The following is a 21,382-nucleotide window of genomic DNA, read 5'->3' as shown; positions in this document are numbered from 1 at the left end:
CTTGGTGCAAGTTGAACTAAATTTGCAGGATATTTTTTCCGAGTCTTCCCCACAATTAGCCGTAAATGTTGGGGTTCAAACCTGGGAGAACTGGTTTCATCGCTGGTTAGAAAATCTTCAACCTCATCTACCACCAGCGCCAAGCTATGAAATAGGGCTGCGTTTGACAGACGATGCAGAAATTCAATCATTCAATGCCCAATATCGACAGCAAGATAAGCCCACAGATGTTCTAGCCTTTGCCGCTTTAGAAACGGATTTTCCTTACGATGCGGAAATGCAAAATGAACCTGTGTATTTAGGTGATATCGTGATTTCGGTAAATACAGCCCAACGTCAAGCCCAACAACAAGGACATAGTTTAATAACTGAGTTAGCTTGGTTAGCATCTCATGGGCTTTTACACCTTTTGGGCTGGGATCATCCTGATGATGAGAGTTTAATACAAATGCTCAAGCAGCAGGTAATAATACTGGAGACAGTTGGTATTGATATTGACATAGAATATTAAAGATTTTTATGCCTATCAGTGTTAATTTTTAAGCATCCTCTTATAATACTCCTGTAGAAAATTGCCTGGAAGTTGACTGGATGACTTCAAACAGCGAAAATCCCCAGTTTACCTAACTTTATTGTTCTGTTTTTTAGCTTATGTCCCAACAAGTTTCTCCTCCACCACCAAACCAGTTACCATCACTGATAAAAAAGGAAAGGGAATTCTCGTGGCAAGTGGCCGCCAATTTAGTTGTTAGCTTTAAGTATGCTTGGGCTGGCATCACCTACAGTTTTCAAACTCAACGTAATTTTCGGATTCATGTGAGTTTTTGTGCGTTGGCGATCGCTTTAAGCATATTCTTACATTTGTCACCTGTAGAAATCGCCGTCATTGGTATCACTAGCGGCTTAGTTCTCGCACTCGAACTACTCAACACAGCGATCGAATCGTTGGTAGACTTGACAGTCAAGCAGACTTACCACGAATTGGCCAAAGTCGCCAAAGACTGCGCTGCGGGTGCTGTACTAGTTTCAGCGTTAGTGGCAATCTTAGTTGCTTGTACCCTGATACTGCCGCGATTAATAGTATTAATTATGTCAAACTTCTAAGTTGAGACATTAATTACACTCATCCATAAAAATTTCTCAACTACAAATTAAATAATTACTGACGCTGACGGCTAGAATCTGGTAATGATCACCAGGAGTCTAGACCGTGATTGTAGTCATCGATAACTACGACAGCTTTACATACAATTTGGTGCAATACCTCGGAGAACTAGCAGCAGAGTTCCCTATCGCATCAGATATTCAAGTTTTTCGCAACGATAAAATTACCACCGAAGAAATTCGGGACTTGCATCCCGACCTTGTAGTGATTTCTCCTGGGCCTGGTCGTCCAGAAGATGCTGGTATATCTCTGGATTTGATTCAACAACTCGGCCCTAGCTTGCCAATTCTCGGCGTATGCTTAGGGCATCAAAGCATTGGTCAAGTATTTGGTGGTAAAATCGTCTCTGCTCCAGAGTTAATGCACGGCAAAACTTCCCAAGTGACTCACACTAACGTGGGTGTTTTTCAAGGATTAGAAAATCCGATGACCGCCACCAGATATCATAGTTTGGTGATTGACCGCGAAACTTGCCCAGAAGTGTTAGAAATCACCGCTTGGGTTGAAGATGGCACAATTATGGGAGTACGACATCGGAACTATCCTCATATCCAAGGAGTCCAGTTTCACCCAGAAAGTGTGCTAACTTCTTCAGGAAAACAGTTATTGCGAAACTTTCTGGAACAATTACAGACGAGAGAGTAATTAATGAAACGACGACAGTTGATGGGCTATGCTGGGGCGGGGTTAGTCACAGCTTTAGTTACTACATTAGGTTCTCACACTGAAGCTAACGCACAATCTGGCGGTTTATCAGTTCAGTGGTTGGGTCATACTTGTTTTCTAATTACTGGTGGCGGAGTAAAAATTCTTGCCAATCCCTTCCGCACAGTTGGCTGTACTGCTCGTTATCGTGCGCCAAAAGTTAGTGCAAACTTGGTCTTGATTAGCAGTCAATTACTAGACGAAGGTGCAGTAGAAGATTTGCCAGGAAATCCCAAGTTAGTCTATGAAGCTGGAGTTTATGAGTTCCAAGGGATTAAATTCCAAGGTATTTCCACAGATCACGATCGCAAAGGTGGAAGACAATTCGGCAAAAATACCGCCTGGAGTTGGCAACAAGGCGGAATTAACATCCTACACTTAGGCGGTATTGCGGCACCTATTTCTCTTGAACAAAAAATCTTGATGGGTCGTCCTGATGTTCTTTTCATCCCCGTAGGCGGTAGTGCTAAAGCCTACAATGCGGAAGAAGCGAAACAGGCAATTGAGGTGTTAAATCCTAAAATAGTGATTCCGACTCACTACCGTACCCAGGCTGCTGACGCGAATGCTTGTGATATTTCACCTTTGGATGAATTTCTCAACTTGGTGCAAGGCATCACTGTACGTCGTAGTAATAGTGACACTATCAGCATTACCCCTAGTAAGTTACCAGAAGATAAAGTGATTCAAGTTTTAAGCTACAAATTTTAAACTAATACCAATTTAAAGTGAAGCTAAATAAAGTTCGATCCCCCCTAGCCCCCCTTAAAAAGGGGGAAATTTTCTTCAAGTCCCCCTTTTGAAGGGGGATTTAGGGGGATCGAACTATCTGCAATTTCACATGAAACTGGTATGAGTGAATTTTTTATCGGCTCAATGGATTTCTGTTGTCCGCTGCTGAAGTTACGGTTTTCTCAATTCTTTTTAACCGCGTTTCTGGACGTTTTGCACTTTCAATCCAAAAAAGAATGTTTTTCTTTGCGGAATTACTAAACGCTGCAAAATTCAGGTTAGCGGAAGAGTTAGTTTCTAAAGCTTGTTGCAAATCGATGGGAATAGTTAATGCTTCGATCGCATCTAAAGAATTCCATGAGCCATCTTTTTTGGCATTGGCAATTTTAGCTAGGCCAACTTCCGTCATTAAACCTACTGCAATTAACTCCTCAATATATTGCTTATTTAATTTTGACCAAACACTTTTCGGTTTTCGCGGTGTGAAAATCTGTTGATAACGGTTTTCATCCAGAGATTTAACTTTACTGTCAATCCAACCAAAACATAAAGCTTCTTTGACTGCTTCGCTATATCTGACGCTTGGTTGAGCGCTTTTAACCTTGTAGTAAATTAACCAGACACCCAGGGAAGTGCGATGATTTTTGGTTAACCACTCCCGCCATTGGTTGCGATCGCTGGCATAAATAAATTCTAATTGTTCCTCAAATTTTGGCATAACCAAAAATAGATGATTAGCTGAATTAATATTTTCCTAACATTAATAACGAATGCGTGGGTCAACATACGCATTGATAATATCAATTAAAATGCTTGCCCCAACAACGATCGCCCCAAAGAATACCAATACACCTTGGACTGTGGGATAATCGCGATCGCTGATTGCTTGATACAAGCGATTGGCTAACCCAGGCCAAGAAAATGTCACTTCAGTTAAAATTGCGCCACCCAACAAAGAAGCAAAAGTTAATCCCAACACCGTAATTACGGGAATTAAGGCATTCTTTAAGGCATGAGAGACTAAAATTTTATTTTCTGAAATACCTCTAGCTCTAGCTGCTTCTACATAGTCAGCACGCAGAGTTTGTTTTAAATTCACGCGGACAATGCGCTCAAAAATTCCACTGAGTAAAATTCCCAAGGTCAGACTTGGTAGGGCAAGATGGTGCAAGGAAGCAAAAAACTGAGTCAAATTCCCACTCAATAAGCTATCAAAAGTATATAGCCCGGTAATTGGCGATGGCGGTGGTAGCGTTGGCGGAAAACGGTTAGAGTTGGGAAACCAACCGAGTTGCACTGAGAAAACTAACTGTAACAACATTCCCGCCCAAAACATTGGTAGTGCGTAGGTAATAATCCCGAATAACCGTCCGCCTACATCAAAATATGTTCCTGGACGAGAAGCGGAAAGTGTACCTACCAAAATACCAACAATCAGCGCCACCGCCATACTAAATACAGCTAATTCCACTGTCGCTGGGAAATATTGTCCGATGATATCCCAAACTTCTTGTCCTCGACTTGTTAAAGAAGTTCCTAAGTTAAAGCGCAGTATGTTTCCCAAATAATTTAAATACTGTAGCCAAATAGGTAAGTCTAATCCTAATTGTTTGCGTAATTCTTCTTTGGCTGCTTCTGGCGCACGTCCACCCAAAATCGCATCGGCGGGATCTCCTGGTGTGGCTCGTAATAATAAAAATACGATTGTGATAATAGTTAATAGTTGCAGCGGCGCTAGGAGCAACCGCGAAACAATGTAATATTGTAATGCTTTTGAACGAGACATTTTTATAAAGTCTGAATTATGAAGTCTGAAAGGTAAAAGCTGAAGGATGAAGTTTGAAGAGTTAAAAATGAAATCTAAATTTCATACTTCATACTTCATTCTTCACTCCTATTTTTTGATGGTTTTATAAATCAAATTCTGGGTAGGGTCAAGTTGCACATTACTTACACCTTTTTGGGCAAATACATAGTCTTTGCTTTGCCAAAGAGGAACATAAGGTACATCATTAGCTACTTGGGTTTGAATTTGAGCAAAAATTTTCTCTCGCGCTGCGGGGTTTTGTTCTTTGCGTTGTTGGTCGATGAGTTTATTCATGGTTTCGCTATAGTAAAACGCACCCTGAGTTTGACTACCGCCATCTTCACAGCCTTTCGCATCAGAACCTTTTTGACAAGCTAAGAAAGGTTGGACATAATTATCAGGATCTAAAAAGTCTGGATACCAATCAAGCAAAGCTGCGGGATATAAACCTTTAGAAATGTCTTTAAAGAAAGTCGGCCCTTCTACTGTGTTGACTTCTAATTGTACGATGCCATCCATTTTAGTATCGACAAGGGATTTGAGCGTTTGTGCGGCTAAACTCCGAGTCGGTGAACTTGAAGGATACCAAACTGGAATTTTGACGGGATTTTCTTTAGAAAAACCAGCTTTAGTTAGTACTTCTTTAGCTTGATCAAATTTACCATCGCCATATTTATCTTTAAATAATGGTTGGGAAACGTTGAATGTGGTGGGAATCATACTGTAAAGCGGATCAGCTTGACCGTATAACACTCGCTCATTTAATAATGGACGGTCGATAATTGCGGCGATCGCTTGTCTAACATCTGGTTTATCTAAAGGTTTTTGATTGCGATTCAATACCAGATAACTTACCACACTACCTTGAGCCGTAATCGCTTGCCAATCTCCTTTTTTACCACCTTCTTCTAAGCTGCGAATTTGATCAGGTTGTAATGATAAATAAGCTACATCTACTGCACCTGTGCGAAAGGCGTTAAACAAGTTAACTGGACTTGTTTGAATCTGCACGTTAACGCCTTTATTGGCTGGTTTGTCTCCCCAATATTTATCAAATACATCCATCCGCAGGGAATCTGTACCATACTGCGCTAATTTGTAAGGGCCAGTACCCACAAATGTATTGGGTTTAAATTTACCAGCACCAAGTTCATAAGCTTGGGGGGAAACTGCACATACTCCAGAAAACGCGAGTAAAGAGGGAAATGCAGCAAAGGGTTTTTTGAGCTTGATTGTTAACTCATTTTCGCCTGTAGCGGTTACTGAAGCTACTGTATCAGCTAATAAAAAAGAAGGTTTACCTTTATTTTCAATAAAGCGCTTAATACTAAACTCCATTGCTTTGCCATTGAAGGGTGTACCATCGTGGAACACTACTCCTTGGCGTAGGGGTATGGTGTAAGTTAAACCATCTGGGCTGACTTTGGGTAAACTTGTCGCCAGTTGGGGCTTAATTTCTGTACTACCTGGTTCGTAAGTGTACAGGCGATCGCTCATATTAAACACTAAACCCAAAGATGCCAGTTCATAAGCATCCGCTGGATCTAAAGTTCTCGGCTTGGCTGTTGTCCCGATAGTAATGCGTCCATCCCCTCCAGGTGTATTTACAGAACCCGACGGCGTGGTATTTGCTTGTTGTCTCATACCACAACTGATGACTAAAAATAAACACAGACAAAACAGAGATAGGAATTGTGTCAGCCGCCCCCACCTTCGCAGGGACAAGGGAAATAACGTCATACCTTGAAAATTTTTCCAATCAGCGGTGAGTAATCATACTATATGTCTGGCAATAATACCCAATTTTTCCCATTGATGCAGGTTTAAAATCGGCGATCGCTATTTATTTGTGTTTCAAACCATTGATGTAATTTGATATTACAGACGATAAAATCACAATTATTGCGATATATCAAAAAATGTTACAAAAACTCATTTTATTAACTAAGTATTTTAATGTAATGTTTTAAACTAATTGATTTAAAAATTCTGGCGACTTTATCAGAGAATCTCTGCGGTTAAAAATCCGCAGAACTGGATTATTTAATGTGAATTTCCCCAACCAAATGAAATTGTCTTAAATTAATAATATTTTGTGAAAGAAAATTTGTTAAGCTGCTCAATTAGCTCTAGTTGTTAACATTTAAAGTTAGCCTCTTAACTAACAAGAGTAGAGTTTAAACAGAATTATCAGGAACATTGCCATCATAGCTTCAGTGGCAAGGCAGCTTTATTTACAACATCTACCGAGAAAGTTTAGAGGGTGTAGATATCAAAATTTATAGTCAAAACAGCGAGACAAAACCGTGAAATATTTTTTTCTTTCTGAGGGATGGAATATAGGTAGAGTATGGTCATCTGATGGATTATGGCAAATCACCGCCTGGCGACGACAACCAGACATCCAGCAAATGAATATTTGTATAGTAGAAAACAATGAATTGCTCTGGCTTTATCGCACTGAAGAAGCTGTTTTAACAATCGAAGTTAAACCCGCAACATTAGAAATTGCCAGCCAAACAATTGGTCAAGTAGTGCTGAAGCGTTTAATGAGTGCAGAACAGGTAATTGAACGTCTGAATACAGCGCAGGCTAAGTGTCAGCTACAAAATATCCACTTGGTGACACAGTAATTTAGCTGAGTCAGGAATTACGTACAAAAATTGTTTTAAAACCTGGGTGTAGGTGAGGTTTTTGATTGATAAGTAGCGCGATGTAGCACTCCTCCCTCCTCATACCCTCATCTCCCTGCACCCTTTCCTCTTCCCACTCCCTGAAGATACGTAAATGAAATTGTGACGGAGATTTGTGAGAAAATAACACAGATGGGATACCGATCGCATCTATTTACACGCTTGCAAACAGTTCCATCAATAGTTACACTTTTTAAAACATTCTCATTTTTGTATGGCGATTGCGTAGACGATCAAAAGGCAGCTGCCATAAAGGTGGCTCGCTCTAGTAGCCAAATACTCGCAAGGTATTTGCCCAGTTCTTAAACAGAATCAGGCTTGGCGAAGATAAGCGATTGCTACCCCAAAAGGTACAGCTACCCTAGCGTCTAAGTGTTGCCAAATAAGCCACACAGTCGGAAATTATCCAGACTGAGCCGTGGTTAAACTCAGAACCCTGGCAATAAAAAAAACTCAGAGATTTCTTTGAGCAGCGGTCTCCGCTTATCAAAGAAATTCAGTAAAAAAATTGCTTTGTAAACATAACTCTTCGAGGAGGAGCGTAGTCGATGGGACTACCTTGGTACCGAGTACATACAGTTGTTCTGAACGATCCAGGGCGGCTGATTTCTGTACACTTGATGCACACAGCCCTGGTGGCAGGCTGGGCTGGTTCAATGGCGTTGTATGAACTAGCTGTTTACGACCCCAGTGATCCAGTTCTTAACCCCATGTGGCGACAAGGGATGTTCGTGCTGCCCTTCATGGCACGTCTGGGTGTTACCCAATCTTGGGGTGGCTGGAGCGTCACAGGTGGCCCTGCGAGTGACCCTGGTTTCTGGTCGTTTGAAGGTGTTGCAGCTGCTCACATCGTCCTTTCAGGTTTATTATTCCTAGCCGCAGTTTGGCACTGGGTTTACTGGGATTTGGAACTCTTTAGAGATCCTCGTACTGGCGAACCAGCACTAGACTTGCCCAAAATGTTTGGGATTCACCTGTTCTTATCTGGTTTACTCTGCTTTGGTTTTGGCGCATTCCACCTCACCGGACTTTACGGCCCAGGACTGTGGATTTCCGATGCCTACGGAGTTACCGGGAGCGTGCAAGCGGTAGCACCAGAATGGGGGCCAAATGGCTTTAACCCCTATAACCCTGGCGGTATTGTGGCTCACCACATTGCTGCTGGTGTTGTTGGCATTATTGCTGGTTTATTCCACCTCACAGTCAGACCTCCCGAAAGGCTATACAAAGCTCTGCGGATGGGTAACATTGAAACCGTACTTTCCAGCAGTATTGCTGCGGTGTTCTTTGCTGCTTTCGTCGTAGCTGGTACGATGTGGTACGGTAGTGCCGCTACTCCAATTGAACTATTTGGCCCTACCCGTTACCAATGGGATCAAGGCTATTTCCGTCAAGAAATTGACCGTCGCGTTCAATCTAGTGTTGCTAACGGTGCAAGCTTGACTGAAGCTTGGTCACAAATTCCTGAAAAGCTGGCATTCTACGATTACGTTGGTAATAGCCCCGCCAAAGGTGGTCTGTTCCGTACAGGGCCGATGGTTAAGGGTGATGGTATTGCTCAGTCTTGGCAAGGTCACGCCGTATTCACAGATGCAGAAGGTAGAGAATTGACGGTACGTCGTCTACCTAATTTCTTTGAAACCTTCCCCGTAATTTTGACCGACAGCGATGGTGTTGTCCGCGCTGACATTCCTTTCCGTCGGGCAGAATCCAAGTATAGCTTTGAACAAACTGGTGTCACTGTTAGCTTCTACGGTGGCGACCTGAATGGTAAGACATTCACCGATCCTGCTGATGTCAAGAAGTATGCCCGTAAAGCTCAAGGCGGTGAAATCTTTGAATTTGACCGGGAAACCTTGAACTCTGACGGTGTATTCCGTACAAGTCCTAGAGGTTGGTTTACCTTTGGACACGCGGTATTTGCTTTGTTATTCTTCTTCGGTCACTTATGGCATGGCGCTCGGACAATCTACCGAGACGTATTTGCTGGTGTTGAAGCAGATCTAGAAGAGCAAGTCGAATGGGGTCTTTTCCAGAAAGTGGGTGATAAATCAACCCGCCGGAAGGAAGCCCTCTAAATATTTAGTGCTGAGTAATGAGTGCTGAGTGCTGAGTAAATTCTTAGACTCAGCACTCGGAACTCAGCACTCAGAACTTTAAGGAGCTTTTGATATGGAAAGCGTTGCATACATCTTAATTTTTACTTTGTGCATAGGCGTTCTGTTTTTTGCGATCGCCTTCCGCGAACCTCCCCGCATTGAGAAAAAAGACGAGTAGTAGATTACTATTACTGATGCTTTGCAAAATATCCGCTGTTATAGCTATATAACAGCGGATATTTGACTTATTTATATATGTATAAAATCGCCTTCTACCATTCGGCAGATTGCAAAAGACAATTTGTTATGTGATATAATCTTCTATCTGGAAGTCGATATGTGTTAACACTAGCTTTCTACGCTAGGATTAATAAGGATGTAAGTGTACACTGGTCTTCAGTGACTTACACAGGCATTACGATTATGTCACAAAAATTTACGGAGACTAGAACCAGGAACAAATCAGCATGGTCAATCAGAACATAACCGCTACAGAAATTGGATTTACTCACGAAGATTTCGCTGCTCTACTTGACAAATACGACTATCACTTTAGCCCTGGAGATATTGTACCAGGAACGGTTTTCAGTATAGAGCCGCGCGGCGCTCTGATTGACATCGGTGCTAAAACAGCAGCATATATACCTATACAAGAAATGTCTATCAACCGGGTAGACAGCCCGGAAGAAGTCTTACAGTCTAACGAAACACGAGAATTTTTTATTCTTACCGATGAGAACGAAGATGGTCAGTTGACCCTTTCGATTCGTCGAATTGAATATATGCGTGCTTGGGAACGTGTAAGACAGTTGCAAGCTGAAGATGCAACTGTGCGTTCTGGCGTATTTGCGACAAACCGTGGTGGTGCGTTGGTACGCATTGAAGGATTGCGTGGATTTATCCCAGGTTCTCACATTAGCACCCGCAAACCTAAAGAAGAATTAGTGGGTGAAGAACTACCCTTGAAGTTCTTGGAAGTAGACGAAGAACGTAACCGCCTAGTTCTATCTCATCGCCGAGCGCTGGTTGAGCGTAAGATGAACCGCCTGGAAGTTGGCGAGGTAGTAATTGGTACAGTTCGCGGTATCAAGCCTTACGGTGCTTTCATCGATATTGGTGGTGTCAGCGGCTTGTTGCACATCTCAGAAATTTCTCACGAACATATCGATACGCCTCACAGTGTATTCAATGTCAATGATGAAGTGAAAGTCATGATCATTGATTTGGATGCTGAAAGAGGCCGGATTTCCTTGTCTACCAAACAGTTAGAACCAGAACCCGGTGATATGATTAAAAACCGTGATTTGGTTTATGATAAGGCCGAAGAAATGGCAGCCAAGTATCGGGAGCAACTGTTAGCTAAACAACAAGGCATCACCGCAGCGCCTGCTGCTGAAGAAGTTATAGCTGAAGAAGATATCCCACCAGCTACCGAAACTGAAGAAGAAATTACAGCAGCTATTGAAGAAGAGATTCCAGCGGCTGTTGAAGAAGAAATTCCAGCGGCTGTTGAAGAAGAGGTTCCAGTAGCTATTGAAGAATAACGTCAGTAGATAATTGCATTAAAGCCTAGAAAAAGAGGGGTTGACCCTCTTTTTTTATGGCAGATTACTATTACTAAGTTTGAGTTTTAACGGGGTGCAAGATTTTGGTGACTATTCAATGTCAAAATATTACTTTTGCCAATATTCAGGCAATTTTTTTTGATAAAAACGGTACATTAGAAGACTCAGAATCATATTTGCGATCGCTCGGACAAAAAGCTTCACGAATTATTGATGCCCAAATTCCCGGCACTGGTGAACCATTATTAATGGCTTTTGGCATCAACGGCAATTCAATTGATCCGGCTGGTTTAATCGCTGTAGGTAGTCGGCGAGAAACCGAAATTGCCACAGCAGCGTATATTGCTGAAACTGGTAGAGGATGGTTTGAATCTCTGAGAATCGCCCGTAACAGTTTAAATGAAGCCGAAAAATATCTCGAAAAATCTCCCGCACCTCTTTTTCCCGGAAGTTTAGAATTATTACAATCCCTCTCCGCCGCCGGAATCAAACTCGGTATAATCTCAGCAGCCACAACAGCAGAAGTCAAAGCTTTTGTCGCCCGGTATAAGTTGAATGATTATATCCAAGCAGAAATTGGCGTGGATGATGGCCCTGGTAAACCAGATCCAGCTTTGTTTTTGCAAGCCTGCCGAGTTTTGGGAGTAGAACCCAGCGCCGCACTGATGGTAGGTGATGCGGTTGGCGATATGCAAATGGCACGGAACGCCAAAGCCGCAGGCTGTATTGGGATAACCTGGATTGGCAAATCAGATCATGTCCAAGGTGCGGATGTGGTGATTCATCAACTCAATGAAATTCAAGTTTTAGGTTTCTGATTTGATTTGTACTCCCGCCTGAACCAAATCAAAATCTGGGGGAAAATGAGTGGTGCGATCGCAGTCTGCTTTTTCTAGCTTGGCACCTTGGAGATTAGCATGGCGGAGATTAGCGGAAATCAATAATGCTCCCCGCAAATCTGCATTTTTCAAATTAGCTTGAGAAAGATCGCAAAAGCTGAGGTCAGTTCCTCGAAGATTAGCATCTGCAAGATTTGCACTATTTAAGTCAGCATAACTCAGGTCTGAACCTTTGAGGTTAACCCCTGCTAAATCAGCATCACCAAGTTCGGCTTTACTAAAATCCCGTTGTCCCTCAGCATATTTTTCTAAAAGAGTAGCCACCGTATTAATCGGCTGTTGATAATTAACTTCCGACATAAAACAGCCTCAAATCTTGTTGTTTCAAATTCATCATAAAACTGCTGATGCCAAAAATCACAAGATAAATTGCATCAATTTATCAAAATATAGTAATAGTAATTTACAGAAATTTTCTCATCCCTCACAAGTTCCTCAAATTCTTTTTATAGGTTCAAATTATGAACCATCAAAACTAATCACATTTTAAATTTGCAGATTTAAAACTAACTTTTAGTGTATTGAAGCAAGCAAAAAAATGAATGTACCTGTCATGGTGATTGGTTACGGTAATGACTTGCGTAGTGATGATGGCATTGGTCAAAGAATAGCGGATGAAATTGCCTCTTGGCATTTATCGGCGGTGAAATCCTTAGCAGTCCACCAACTCACACCCGAACTAGCAGATGTTTTGGCAAATGCAGAGTTGGCAATTTTTGTTGATGCTTGTGTGCCTTCAGAATATTTTGATGTACAGGTGCGATCGCTTTCACCCTCCATTGAAAATGCGATCGCTGGGCATACAGCCGATCCCCAATCACTTTTAGCTTTAACCCAAACTCTCTACGGTCATTGTCCGCCGGCTTTGTGGGTGACAGTACCAGGAGTTAACTTTGAATTTGGCGATCGCTTCTCAGAAATCACCGAAACCGGCAAAGCGATCGCACTTGGAAAAATTATGGAAATTCTCGACAAGTTTAAAAATTTCTGGATGAAATGAATCTTCTACGGAACTCAAGCATAGACTGATGGCAAAAGCACTTTAAAGGAGGATTGATGCAGAAATCTCTCAAGCCCACAAGCGATCGCGCCTTTGATATCTTGCAGGCAGAGAAGCTTAATCCTCTTGATGCGATCTTTGCACCACAAACTGTAGCGGTGATTGGTGCTAGTGAAACACCTGGGAGTGTGGGACGCACTTTACTGTGGAACTTAATTACTAATCCCTTTGGGGGGACTGTGTTTCCAATCAACCCCAAACGCCAAAGTGTTTTGGGCATTAAAGCCTATCCGAAAATTGCCGATATACCAGAAGCCATTGATTTGGCTGTAATTGCGACACCAGCACCAACAGTTCCGGGGATTATTGCTGAATGTGTCGATGCAGGGGTGAAAAGTGCGATCGTTATTTCGGCTGGTTTTAAAGAAGCTGGTGCAGAGGGAATCGCCTTAGAACAAGAAATTCTGACACAAGCCCGCCGCGGGAATATTCGCATTATTGGCCCTAACTGCTTGGGAGTGATGAGTCCTCTGAGTGGATTAAATGCCACCTTTGCTAGTGCAATGGCGCGTCCGGGGAACGTCGGCTTTATCAGTCAAAGTGGGGCGCTGTGTACGGCGATTCTTGACTGGAGTTTTCAGGAAAACGTCGGTTTTAGTGCCTTTGTTTCCATCGGTTCGATGTTGGATGTAGGCTGGGGTGACTTGATTTACTATCTCGGTGATGACCCCCACACCAAAAGTATTGTGATTTACATGGAATCCATTGGTGATGCGCGGTCTTTTATTTCCGCCGCGCGAGAAGTTGCCCTCACCAAACCGATTATTGTGATTAAATCGGGGCGTACAGAAGCTGCGGCTTTGGCTGCTGCTTCTCATACAGGCGCGTTGGCGGGGAGTGATGCGGTGTTAGATGCAGCTTTCCGGCGCTGTGGGGTACTGCGGGTTAATAGTATTTCTGACTTATTTGATGTGGCGGAGGTATTAGCAAAACAGCCTCGTCCCAAAGGGCCGCGCTTGACAATTTTAACTAACGCAGGCGGGCCGGGAGTTTTAGCGACCGATGCTTTGATTGAGGCTGGCGGTGAACTAACAGCAATTTCCGAAGAGGCGATCGCATCTTTTAACAAAATACTCCCAAATCACTGGAGTCACAACAACCCAATTGATATTTTGGGAGATGCTGATCCCCAACGTTATACCCAAGCTTTAGAAATTGCCGCGAACGATCCCAATAGTGATGGCTTGTTGGTAATTCTCACACCCCAAGCCATGACAGACCCCACCCAAACAGCAGAACAATTAAAACCCTACGCCCAAATCCCTGGTAAACCAATTCTTGCTAGTTGGATGGGGGGTGCAGAAGTTACCGCAGGTGAAACGATTCTCAATCGTCAATCTATCCCCACTTATCGCTATCCAGATACGGCGACGCGGGTATTTAGCTATATGTGGCAATCTAGCTACAATTTGCGTGGTATCTACGAAACGCCTGTTTTACCTGCGGTTGATCCCAACTCAGGTTTACCCGATCGCAACTTAGTTAAAAATATTATCTCTGCTGCTCGTCAAGACGGGCGAAAAATTCTCACGGAGTTTGAATCGAAGCAGATATTAGCGGCTTATGGCATCCCGGTTGTTGAGACTTGTGTAGCTAAGAGTGAGGATGAGGCTGTTAAATGTGCTGAAAGTATTGGCTATCCCGTAGTTGTTAAACTGTATTCTCATGTAATTACCCATAAAACCGATGTCGGCGGTGTGCAGTTAAATCTGCGGGATGCAGAAGCAGTCAGACAAGCCTATCGCGCAATCAAATCCTCCATTGAAGAAAAAATAGCCAAAGACCCTCACTACTCAGCATTCACAACTCACACTTCGGCTGCGCTCAGTGTACAGCACGGGCTGAACGCCCCGCTATCGCTAACAGCACTCTTCTTAGGCGTAACAGTACAGCCAATGGTGAAAACCGACGGCTACGAACTGATTATTGGCAGTAGTCTTGATCCCCAATTTGGGCCAGTGCTGTTGTTTGGTACAGGGGGACAACTAGTAGAAGTATTTCAGGATCGAGCGATCGCCTTGCCTCCCCTCAACACAACTTTGGCACGGCGGATGATGGAACACACCAAAATTTACAAAGCCCTCAAAGGTGTGCGGGGACAGGAAAGTGTCGATATGGCAGCCTTAGAACAATTAATGGTGAGATTTAGCCAGTTGGTAGTAGAACAACCGTGGATTAAAGAAATTGACATTAACCCATTGTTAGCAATTCCCCCGACTGGGTTAAATTCTGGAGGATTGATTGCGTTAGATGGACGCATTGTTCTACACCCACAAGATATTCAAGCAGAACAATTACCCAAATTAGCCATTCGTCCCTATCCCACCCAATACATTAGCGAGTGGACGATGAAAGACGGTACACCAGTCACCATCCGTCCAATTCGCCCAGAAGATGAACCTTTGTTGGTGCAGTTTCACGAAACACTCTCAGAAGAAAGCGTTTATTTCCGTTACTTCCACCTGATTAAGCTGAGTCAGCGCATCACCCACGAACGACTGACGCGCATTTGCTTTATTGATTATGATCGGGAAATGGCGCTGGTAGTAGAACACCAAGACGCAGAAACAAAAACAAGGCAGATTTTGGCAGTTGGGCGATTAAGTAAACTGCATGGAACTGATACTGCTGAATTCGCTATGATTGTGAGCGATCTCTATCAGTGTCAGGGTTTAGGCACAGAATTAGTCAGGCGGTTACTACAAGTTGGCCGTCAAGAAAATATCGGACTGATTACAGCCAATATCCTGAGTGATAATTACGGAATGCAACGAGTTTGTGAAAAACTCGGTTTTCGCCTGCAACCTACAAGCGAGTCAACTGTAATGCAAGCAGAAATTTCTCTGCAATAAATTGAAAAAGCGTCGCTAGGTTTCTGGCGACGCTTTTTCTAAATATTGATTGACTAAAGCAAGCGCATCTTATTCTGAGCTTTTGTGTAGTTCAGATGTCAGGGGTTGCTGATTATTTTGTACATTATCTGAAGAATAATGGGCGATGACAAATAGAGGTAGCGTTAAAGTTAACAGAGCGATCGCGGTTCCCACAAGGTCTGCCAAACGATGGGAATATGTAGCGGTAGGGTTAGCAGACTGACTATTTGAATTCATACAAATTTGAAATTCTTCAACTCACTTGATAAGTTTTATCTCTCGGAGAGAGTCTTGATGCCATTTTAGCGATTTTTTACTGACTACTGTGTAGCAGTCAAAAAAGTGAACCAGTTGGCAGGTGTCATAACAATAATTTTATCTCCGATAAGATTGATACAAAGTTCCAGACAAACATTTCGGAATTATCTTAAGTGAATAATATGTTACAGTCTCTTGCTATGATTTGCCATCTTTTGGTTAAGCATAGTTTAATAAATTGCATCAAAAACTACATTTTTTCTGTTGTACATATATAAATTATTGACTCATATCTGAGTAATCCTTTGCATTATAACATCTGAAAATGCTTTATACAGGCTGATTTCACAGATTAGAATTATTTTATTCACAAGCAATATCTACCGAAATATTACTGAAGAGGTATCTATTTTTTATTCTTTGACTCAACTTGACCAGCAACACATTAAAATTTACTAATGATTAGTAAATCAGCATACAAAAATATCCGCTGCATCAACATACATATATCTACTGAGTTGAAAATTTGTAATTCAGTGATCACACGAAAAAAATATTTTTTAACTCACTATACTAGTGTTATGTAACATTACATTTGGTTTGTCAATCTATATATAGGTAGAGTAAGAATACTTGGAGAATTAGAGCAGGCGATCGCCAAATATTTCTGATTTACGACTATTAACTAAATCAAAGTTTGATGACAAATTAATTACATAAAAAACCGCCACTAGATGATGGCGGTTGTCTGGTTAAGCAATCGGAGGGTAATTAAAGATTACTCTGAGAATTTTGCCTTTGCTGTAGCTGACTTTGCACTTACTGATTCTCTAAAATTGCCCATTTAAACTAACCTCTGCTATATGTATTCATCGGTTCCTTGATAAATCGAATGTAAAGGTGTTTAAAGGTAGACTTGATCACGCGGGGCATAGCAAAATCAATTGGCATTAATTTATCTGGTAAGCGCCAATCTGAAATTTGTAATAAATCAGGATGTAACAGCGGAAACTCAATTTCATCTAGTTCAGGACAAACCCCTAACCGTTGAGAAGCTGCAACAGTCGGAACTTGCAGGGGCGAAACATTGAGAATTTCTACGATAGCCCTATCTAAAGCAAATACATCTGATGCTGCGGCTAAAATTCCTAAATTCCGAGGTTCTCCACCACTAGGGCCATTGCCTTCATGACCAATAATCCCATCTAAAATTGTTAAATCTGGGTTGATCGTCTTCGCCGTTTCTACTAACATCTCACCAAAACGGTTAGCATCTTTCCCCGCTTCCATGTGCCACCAAGCCTTCATTTTACCGGGAACGCAACCAAACAAATTTTTCACACCCATTGTTAAAGTCAATTGCAGATGTGATTTGACTTTGGGCAAATTAATAATCACATCAGCTTCCATTGCTTCTTTACACAATAGCAAATGGTTGAAATTTTCGCTGACTGTTTGATAACGCTGACCATGAAACTCTCTAATGGGAAGATTGAGTTCTTCAATAAAAGGTAGATATCCATTAGCAATGGCGACTCCCTTCGCACTCCCAAATGCGGGACTATCACCCAAAAAAGGTTTACCACCAGCTTCAATGACCATTTTGGCAACTTCGTAAACCAGTTCAGCACGGGTAGTACATTCCTTGGTAGGACGTGCGCCTGTCAGCAGATTCGGCTTGAGTAATACCTTTTGTCCTGGTTTGACAAAAGCTGCGATTCCTCCCAGGGGTTCTAGCAAAGTTGTTAAAGATTCCCGTAAAGCTTCGCTTTCGTAAGACGTAGCCCTAATTAAGCTGACTGATGGTTTGTATGTCTGCATAGGTAGATAATTGCGTTGAAGATGGAATAGGTATGAATATTGAATAACACATTACATGATATTAAATTTTCTCTACAGGAACCTGAAAATCAGCATTTTTCACTTCTATGATTAAGAAAATGCGGAAATAAGGTTTATGAATAATTAACTAGTGATAAACGTAAAGTTAGAGGAAGCGATCGCACTCTTAATTTAGAAGCAATCTTTAAACAAATGGATTCAATGTAGATATACCACAACCCTCAAAATCCTTAATATTTCTAGTAACAAGGGTCATGGAATGTATTTTAGCTGTTGCAGCAATAAGCATATCAGCTTGCGTTCGCGGCTGACCTTGAGTTCTCAAAAAGCCTCTCAATTCGCCTGAACACTTAGCAATTTCCGAGGTAATAGGTAGAATTTCACAGTGAGTCGTCAGAAAATTTTCAAACCAGGCTTGTATTCTAACATTAGGCTTGGCTGTTAAACCATAATAGATTTCCTCAACTGTAATAACGCTTAAGTTAATTGATGCTACTGTACCTATCCATAATATGACACCTGGATTTGGCATTGGGCGAGCTAATTCACTAATAATATTAGTGTCGCAAAGACTACTCATTTTCATCGCCAATAAAAGGATTATAGCGATCGCTTCGTGCTGGAATATCTAAGCTATAATTTTCTTGGATACATAACTGTTGAAGTTCTTGAAAGACCTGAGCTAGAGACTTTTTAGCAGTTTGTCGTCGCCAGGTTAAAAATTCTTGAAAAAGTTCAGGGTCTACAACAGCAGCCACTAATTCTTCTTGAGTATAGATTAATTGAGGTTCTTGATTAGTAGCATTAATTATTAAAGATAGCTGTTTTTGGGCTTCTTCAAGTGTCCATTTCATTCTAAGAATCTCCGTTGATAGTGCAACAATACACGATGTTTAGCGACAAGCAGAAGAAGTGTCTACGCTCTCCAAATAATCATCCTCTCATCAAGGCGATCGCTTTAATAGTTAAAACCATCAAAAGCGATCGCTTCTCATTACTCTAAGATTCTTTCCTCAAAGGTACAATGCTACTCATCTGTTCTAGATTTAACACTTCAGCTAATTCCGCTTCTGTCATTAGTCCTTTTTCTAAAACAATCTGTCGTAAAGATTTCCCACTTGCTAAGGATTCTTTAGCGACTTCCGCAGCATTCAGATAACCAATATGAGTGTTGAGTGCAGTGACTAAAGCTAAACTACCTTCAGCATAAGCCAAACAGCGTTCTTTGTTGGCAGTAATATTTTGAATGCAGCGTTCTGTCAGCACAGAGATGGTATTACCGAGAATTTCGATACTGTGAATTAGGTTATAGGCAATCAACGGCATCATCACATTCAATTCTAATTGTCCTGCTTGGGCTGCAAGCGCGATCGCACTGTCGTAACCCATCACCTGAAAACACACCATTGATGTCATCTCTGCCATAACTGGGTTATATTTCCCTGGCATAATTGAAGAACCTGGTTGGACTGGGGGAAGTTGAATTTCTTTCAAACCTGTTTTTGGCCCAGAGTCCATCAACCGCAAGTCGTGAGATATTTTGACTAAATCCTGTGCTAAGTTGCGTAAAGCCCCAGAAACATTGACAAATGGTGCCATACTCTGCATAGCTGCCATTAACTGTGGCGCAGGTTCTAAAGGTACATTGAGTAATTCTGAGATAACTTCCACCACACGGGCGCGATACAAAGGATGAGTATTCATACCTGTACCCGACGCACTACCACCCAAACCCAACACCATCAAATCTCCAGAAGCAGTATAGATGCGGTTTTGATGGTCTGTAAGGATTTGCGCCCAAGCAGCAAAAGTATCACCCAAACGCACAGGTACAGCATCCTGAAGATGGGTTCTGCCAGATTTGACGATATCTTGAAATTCTACCGCTTTGCTTTCTAGGGTGGCGATCGCTTTTTCTAAAGCTGGTTGCAGTGTATGAGTTAGGGCTAATAACCCACCAATGCGAATCGCTGTGGGAATCACATCATTGGTAGACTGTCCATAATTAACATGGTCGTTAGGATTAACCCGCTTGTAATTGCCTTTTTCATCACCGAGAATTTCTAACGCCCGATTTGCCAAAACTTCGTTAACATTCATGTGGTGCGAAGTTCCAGCACCAGCTTGATAAACATCCACAACAAATTGGTCGCGTAATTGTCCAGCCAGGATTTCATCAACGGCTTTGACAATTGCTTGACTAATCTCTTGAGAAATGCAGTCTAATTCACCGTTAACAATTGCGGTAGCTTTTTTAATGATTAAGCAAGCATCTACGTAAGTAGCTAAGGGCTTTAAACCACTGATAGGAAAGTTTTCGGTCGCCCGTAAAGTTTGAATACCGTAATAAACGCTACTAGAAATTTGGCGATCGCCCATTGAGTCGCGCTCAATGCGAAAATTTATATTGTCAGTCATAGTATTGTTTGGATGATCTCGAAATACAGATCATGCCATGTAAATGGCACTCACACCCTTTTTACTATTTACAATCTTCCAAACTCAAATCAATTCATTTAAGTTAACCTAAGTTTAAATACGCGCAGGTAAATATTATGATTAAAACACCAACTCGCCGTATCTCTTTAGAAGAATTTTTACAATTACCAGAAACTAAACCAGCAAGTGAATATATCGATGGTGAAATAGTTCAAAAACCTATGCCACAAGGTAAACATAGTAGACTTCAGTTGCAATTACCTAATGCGATTAATCATGTAGCAGAACCCAAAAAAGCTGCCCTAGCTTTTCCAGAATTACGCTGTACTTTTGGTGGACGTTCCACTGTTCCAGATGTCGCTGTATTTGCTTGGAATCGGATTCCTGTAGATGAAAAGGGTAACATTGCCAATGTTTTTAATACATACCCAGATTGGACAATTGAAATCCTCTCTCCTGAACAAAGTACAACCAAAGTCACAAAAAATCTTTTACATTGTTTAAATCATGGTACTAGCTTAGGTTGGTTAATTGATCCAGAGGAATATTGTGTTTTAGTTTACCCGCCTCATCAGCAAATCATATATTTAGAAAACGAAGAAGATATATTGCCAGTTCCCGATTTAGTCAGTGATTTACATTTGACATTGGGGCAATTATTTGGTTGGTTAAAGTTATAAATAATTCCTCAACCCAAATCATGACTTTACCCAACTGGATTACTTTTTCTCGCCTTCTCGGTGTCCCATTTCTGCTTTATGGTTTGTACAACCCAACAGCACAAGCTAGATGGATATGTTTGGCAATTTTTCTGGTGGCGGCCTTAACTGACTGGTTAGATGGATATTTAGCACGGAAACTCAACCAAGTTAGTGATTTGGGTAAGTTTTTAGATCCTTTGGTGGATAAATTTTTGGTGCTTGCGCCATTGATGGTGTTGATTGAATTGGGAAAGGTTCCAGCTTGGGGAGTGTTTTTGATTTTAGCGCGAGAATTAGCGATCGCAGGTTGGCGGGTGAATCAAGCGACGATTTCGGGGGCGAATATTTGGGGTAAACTCAAAACTGTGAGTCAAATAGTAGCGATCGCATTTTTGATTGCACCTTTATCATCTGAATGGAACACTCCATCTTTAATTGTCTTTTGGGTTTCTGTATCTTTAACTTTAATATCTGGTTTAATTTATCTTTTGCCAGCAAAGGTGAACACTGTTGAGTAAAATTTAAACGCAGAGGTGTGCTAAGT

General features: G+C 41.7%; 22 protein-coding genes. 13 read left to right on the top strand and 9 right to left on the bottom strand.

Annotation, left to right across the window (positions count from 1 at the left end):
* Window positions 1-4 precede the first annotated feature (4 nt).
* The 4 genes from ybeY (at window position 5) to IQ244_RS03920 (ending at window position 2,581) form a co-directional block, all read left to right on the top strand.
* Entirely contained in the window at window positions 5-511 is a 507-nt protein-coding gene (ybeY, locus tag IQ244_RS03935) for an rRNA maturation RNase YbeY (protein ID WP_193889978.1), read from the top strand.
* Window positions 512-651: 140 nt separating this feature from the next.
* Window positions 652-1,104, top strand: coding sequence for a diacylglycerol kinase family protein (locus tag IQ244_RS03930; protein WP_193889976.1), 453 nt, complete (start codon window positions 652-654; stop codon window positions 1,102-1,104).
* A gap of 106 nt (window positions 1,105-1,210) precedes the next feature.
* On the top strand, window positions 1,211-1,810 hold the full coding sequence (locus IQ244_RS03925) for an anthranilate synthase component II (protein WP_193889975.1): 600 nt from the start codon (window positions 1,211-1,213) through the stop codon (window positions 1,808-1,810).
* A gap of 3 nt (window positions 1,811-1,813) precedes the next feature.
* A complete protein-coding gene (locus tag IQ244_RS03920; protein WP_193889974.1) occupies window positions 1,814-2,581 on the top strand; it encodes an MBL fold metallo-hydrolase in 768 nt (255 codons plus the stop codon).
* A gap of 154 nt (window positions 2,582-2,735) precedes the next feature.
* Here the strand turns inward: IQ244_RS03920 and IQ244_RS03915 are convergent, their stop codons facing one another.
* From IQ244_RS03915 to IQ244_RS03905, 3 genes are all read right to left on the bottom strand, one after another.
* The gene (locus IQ244_RS03915) at window positions 2,736-3,320 is read right to left on the bottom strand and encodes a YdeI/OmpD-associated family protein (RefSeq protein WP_193889973.1); all 585 of its coding nucleotides are present in this window, start codon (window positions 3,318-3,320) and stop codon (window positions 2,736-2,738) included.
* Window positions 3,321-3,362: 42 nt separating this feature from the next.
* The gene (locus tag IQ244_RS03910; protein ID WP_193889972.1) at window positions 3,363-4,388 is read right to left on the bottom strand and encodes an ABC transporter permease; all 1,026 of its coding nucleotides are present in this window, start codon (window positions 4,386-4,388) and stop codon (window positions 3,363-3,365) included.
* A 108-nt stretch (window positions 4,389-4,496) separates the two neighbouring features.
* Entirely contained in the window at window positions 4,497-6,149 is a 1,653-nt protein-coding gene (locus IQ244_RS03905; protein ID WP_193889971.1) for an ABC transporter substrate-binding protein, read from the bottom strand.
* Window positions 6,150-6,715: 566 nt separating this feature from the next.
* Between IQ244_RS03905 and IQ244_RS03900 the strand changes: the two genes are divergently transcribed.
* From IQ244_RS03900 to IQ244_RS03880, 5 genes are all read left to right on the top strand, one after another.
* On the top strand, window positions 6,716-7,042 hold the full coding sequence (locus IQ244_RS03900) for a hypothetical protein (RefSeq protein ID WP_193889970.1): 327 nt from the start codon (window positions 6,716-6,718) through the stop codon (window positions 7,040-7,042).
* Window positions 7,043-7,650: 608 nt separating this feature from the next.
* Window positions 7,651-9,180, top strand: a complete 1,530-nt coding sequence (gene psbB, locus IQ244_RS03895) for a photosystem II chlorophyll-binding protein CP47 (protein ID WP_193889969.1) — start codon at window positions 7,651-7,653, stop codon at window positions 9,178-9,180.
* Window positions 9,181-9,274: 94 nt separating this feature from the next.
* Window positions 9,275-9,379 (top strand): photosystem II reaction center protein T, encoded by a 105-nt coding sequence (locus tag IQ244_RS03890; protein ID WP_015115729.1) that lies wholly within the window; start codon window positions 9,275-9,277, stop codon window positions 9,377-9,379.
* A 289-nt stretch (window positions 9,380-9,668) separates the two neighbouring features.
* The gene (locus IQ244_RS03885; RefSeq protein WP_193889968.1) at window positions 9,669-10,745 is read left to right on the top strand and encodes a 30S ribosomal protein S1; all 1,077 of its coding nucleotides are present in this window, start codon (window positions 9,669-9,671) and stop codon (window positions 10,743-10,745) included.
* Window positions 10,746-10,849: 104 nt separating this feature from the next.
* On the top strand, window positions 10,850-11,584 hold the full coding sequence (locus tag IQ244_RS03880; protein WP_193889967.1) for an HAD family hydrolase: 735 nt from the start codon (window positions 10,850-10,852) through the stop codon (window positions 11,582-11,584).
* Here the strand turns inward: IQ244_RS03880 and IQ244_RS03875 are convergent.
* The gene (locus IQ244_RS03875) at window positions 11,573-11,965 is read right to left on the bottom strand and encodes a pentapeptide repeat-containing protein (RefSeq protein WP_193889965.1); all 393 of its coding nucleotides are present in this window, start codon (window positions 11,963-11,965) and stop codon (window positions 11,573-11,575) included. The genes IQ244_RS03880 and IQ244_RS03875 overlap by 12 nt on opposite strands.
* A gap of 238 nt (window positions 11,966-12,203) precedes the next feature.
* Between IQ244_RS03875 and IQ244_RS03870 the strand changes: the two genes are divergently transcribed.
* Together IQ244_RS03870 and IQ244_RS03865 are read left to right on the top strand one after the other, a co-directional pair.
* Window positions 12,204-12,665 (top strand): hydrogenase maturation protease, encoded by a 462-nt coding sequence (locus tag IQ244_RS03870; protein WP_193889963.1) that lies wholly within the window; start codon window positions 12,204-12,206, stop codon window positions 12,663-12,665.
* A 56-nt stretch (window positions 12,666-12,721) separates the two neighbouring features.
* Window positions 12,722-15,577, top strand: a complete 2,856-nt coding sequence (locus IQ244_RS03865) for a bifunctional acetate--CoA ligase family protein/GNAT family N-acetyltransferase (RefSeq protein ID WP_193889961.1) — start codon at window positions 12,722-12,724, stop codon at window positions 15,575-15,577.
* A gap of 69 nt (window positions 15,578-15,646) precedes the next feature.
* Here IQ244_RS03865 and IQ244_RS03860 read toward each other — a convergent pair whose 3' ends face one another.
* The 5 genes from IQ244_RS03860 to IQ244_RS03840 form a co-directional block, all read right to left on the bottom strand.
* Window positions 15,647-15,835 carry a hypothetical protein gene (locus tag IQ244_RS03860; protein WP_193889959.1) on the bottom strand — a complete coding sequence of 63 codons (189 nt, stop codon included), beginning with the start codon at window positions 15,833-15,835 and terminating at the stop codon, window positions 15,647-15,649.
* Window positions 15,836-16,705: 870 nt separating this feature from the next.
* The gene (locus IQ244_RS03855) at window positions 16,706-17,677 is read right to left on the bottom strand and encodes a DUF362 domain-containing protein (RefSeq protein WP_193889957.1); all 972 of its coding nucleotides are present in this window, start codon (window positions 17,675-17,677) and stop codon (window positions 16,706-16,708) included.
* Window positions 17,678-17,882: 205 nt separating this feature from the next.
* The gene (locus IQ244_RS03850) at window positions 17,883-18,278 is read right to left on the bottom strand and encodes a type II toxin-antitoxin system VapC family toxin (protein ID WP_193889955.1); all 396 of its coding nucleotides are present in this window, start codon (window positions 18,276-18,278) and stop codon (window positions 17,883-17,885) included.
* Window positions 18,271-18,552 carry a prevent-host-death protein gene (locus IQ244_RS03845; RefSeq protein ID WP_193889953.1) on the bottom strand — a complete coding sequence of 94 codons (282 nt, stop codon included), beginning with the start codon at window positions 18,550-18,552 and terminating at the stop codon, window positions 18,271-18,273. Before IQ244_RS03845 ends, IQ244_RS03850 begins: the two co-directional genes overlap by 8 nt.
* A gap of 145 nt (window positions 18,553-18,697) precedes the next feature.
* Complete coding sequence (locus tag IQ244_RS03840) at window positions 18,698-20,116, bottom strand: aspartate ammonia-lyase (protein WP_193889951.1); 1,419 nt, start codon at window positions 20,114-20,116, stop codon at window positions 18,698-18,700.
* Window positions 20,117-20,253: 137 nt separating this feature from the next.
* Between IQ244_RS03840 and IQ244_RS03835 the strand changes: the two genes are divergently transcribed.
* On the top strand, window positions 20,254-20,817 hold the full coding sequence (locus tag IQ244_RS03835) for a Uma2 family endonuclease (protein ID WP_193889949.1): 564 nt from the start codon (window positions 20,254-20,256) through the stop codon (window positions 20,815-20,817).
* A gap of 20 nt (window positions 20,818-20,837) precedes the next feature.
* Window positions 20,838-21,356 carry a CDP-diacylglycerol--glycerol-3-phosphate 3-phosphatidyltransferase gene (gene pgsA / locus IQ244_RS03830; RefSeq protein ID WP_193889947.1) on the top strand — a complete coding sequence of 173 codons (519 nt, stop codon included), beginning with the start codon at window positions 20,838-20,840 and terminating at the stop codon, window positions 21,354-21,356.
* Window positions 21,357-21,382 lie beyond the last annotated feature (26 nt).

The sequence above is a fragment of the Nostoc sp. LEGE 06077 genome, assembly GCF_015207705.1.
In the GTDB taxonomy this organism is placed as follows: domain Bacteria; phylum Cyanobacteriota; class Cyanobacteriia; order Cyanobacteriales; family Nostocaceae; genus Nostoc_B.
The sequence above is the reverse complement of the archived record's forward strand: the minus strand, read 5'-3'. Positions and strand labels throughout refer to the sequence as shown.

What these genes read in the sequence shown, in the direction of transcription:
- IQ244_RS03930 (WP_193889976.1), top strand. Translation starts at nt 652, where the DNA reads ATGTCCCAACAAGTTTCTCCTCCACCACCAAACCAGTTACCATCACTG.
- IQ244_RS03875 (WP_193889965.1), bottom strand. Translation starts at nt 11,965, where the DNA reads ATGTCGGAAGTTAATTATCAACAGCCGATTAATACGGTGGCTACTCTT.
- IQ244_RS03845 (WP_193889953.1), bottom strand. Translation starts at nt 18,552, where the DNA reads ATGAAATGGACACTTGAAGAAGCCCAAAAACAGCTATCTTTAATAATT.
- IQ244_RS03915 (WP_193889973.1), bottom strand. Translation starts at nt 3,320, where the DNA reads ATGCCAAAATTTGAGGAACAATTAGAATTTATTTATGCCAGCGATCGC.
- IQ244_RS03850 (WP_193889955.1), bottom strand. Translation starts at nt 18,278, where the DNA reads ATGAGTAGTCTTTGCGACACTAATATTATTAGTGAATTAGCTCGCCCA.
- psbB (WP_193889969.1), top strand. Translation starts at nt 7,651, where the DNA reads ATGGGACTACCTTGGTACCGAGTACATACAGTTGTTCTGAACGATCCA.
- IQ244_RS03910 (WP_193889972.1), bottom strand. Translation starts at nt 4,388, where the DNA reads ATGTCTCGTTCAAAAGCATTACAATATTACATTGTTTCGCGGTTGCTC.
- IQ244_RS03865 (WP_193889961.1), top strand. Translation starts at nt 12,722, where the DNA reads ATGCAGAAATCTCTCAAGCCCACAAGCGATCGCGCCTTTGATATCTTG.
- IQ244_RS03905 (WP_193889971.1), bottom strand. Translation starts at nt 6,149, where the DNA reads ATGACGTTATTTCCCTTGTCCCTGCGAAGGTGGGGGCGGCTGACACAA.
- IQ244_RS03890 (WP_015115729.1), top strand. Translation starts at nt 9,275, where the DNA reads ATGGAAAGCGTTGCATACATCTTAATTTTTACTTTGTGCATAGGCGTT.
- IQ244_RS03870 (WP_193889963.1), top strand. Translation starts at nt 12,204, where the DNA reads ATGAATGTACCTGTCATGGTGATTGGTTACGGTAATGACTTGCGTAGT.
- IQ244_RS03835 (WP_193889949.1), top strand. Translation starts at nt 20,254, where the DNA reads ATGATTAAAACACCAACTCGCCGTATCTCTTTAGAAGAATTTTTACAA.
- IQ244_RS03885 (WP_193889968.1), top strand. Translation starts at nt 9,669, where the DNA reads ATGGTCAATCAGAACATAACCGCTACAGAAATTGGATTTACTCACGAA.
- IQ244_RS03840 (WP_193889951.1), bottom strand. Translation starts at nt 20,116, where the DNA reads ATGACTGACAATATAAATTTTCGCATTGAGCGCGACTCAATGGGCGAT.
- pgsA (WP_193889947.1), top strand. Translation starts at nt 20,838, where the DNA reads ATGACTTTACCCAACTGGATTACTTTTTCTCGCCTTCTCGGTGTCCCA.
- IQ244_RS03860 (WP_193889959.1), bottom strand. Translation starts at nt 15,835, where the DNA reads ATGAATTCAAATAGTCAGTCTGCTAACCCTACCGCTACATATTCCCAT.
- IQ244_RS03920 (WP_193889974.1), top strand. Translation starts at nt 1,814, where the DNA reads ATGAAACGACGACAGTTGATGGGCTATGCTGGGGCGGGGTTAGTCACA.
- IQ244_RS03855 (WP_193889957.1), bottom strand. Translation starts at nt 17,677, where the DNA reads ATGCAGACATACAAACCATCAGTCAGCTTAATTAGGGCTACGTCTTAC.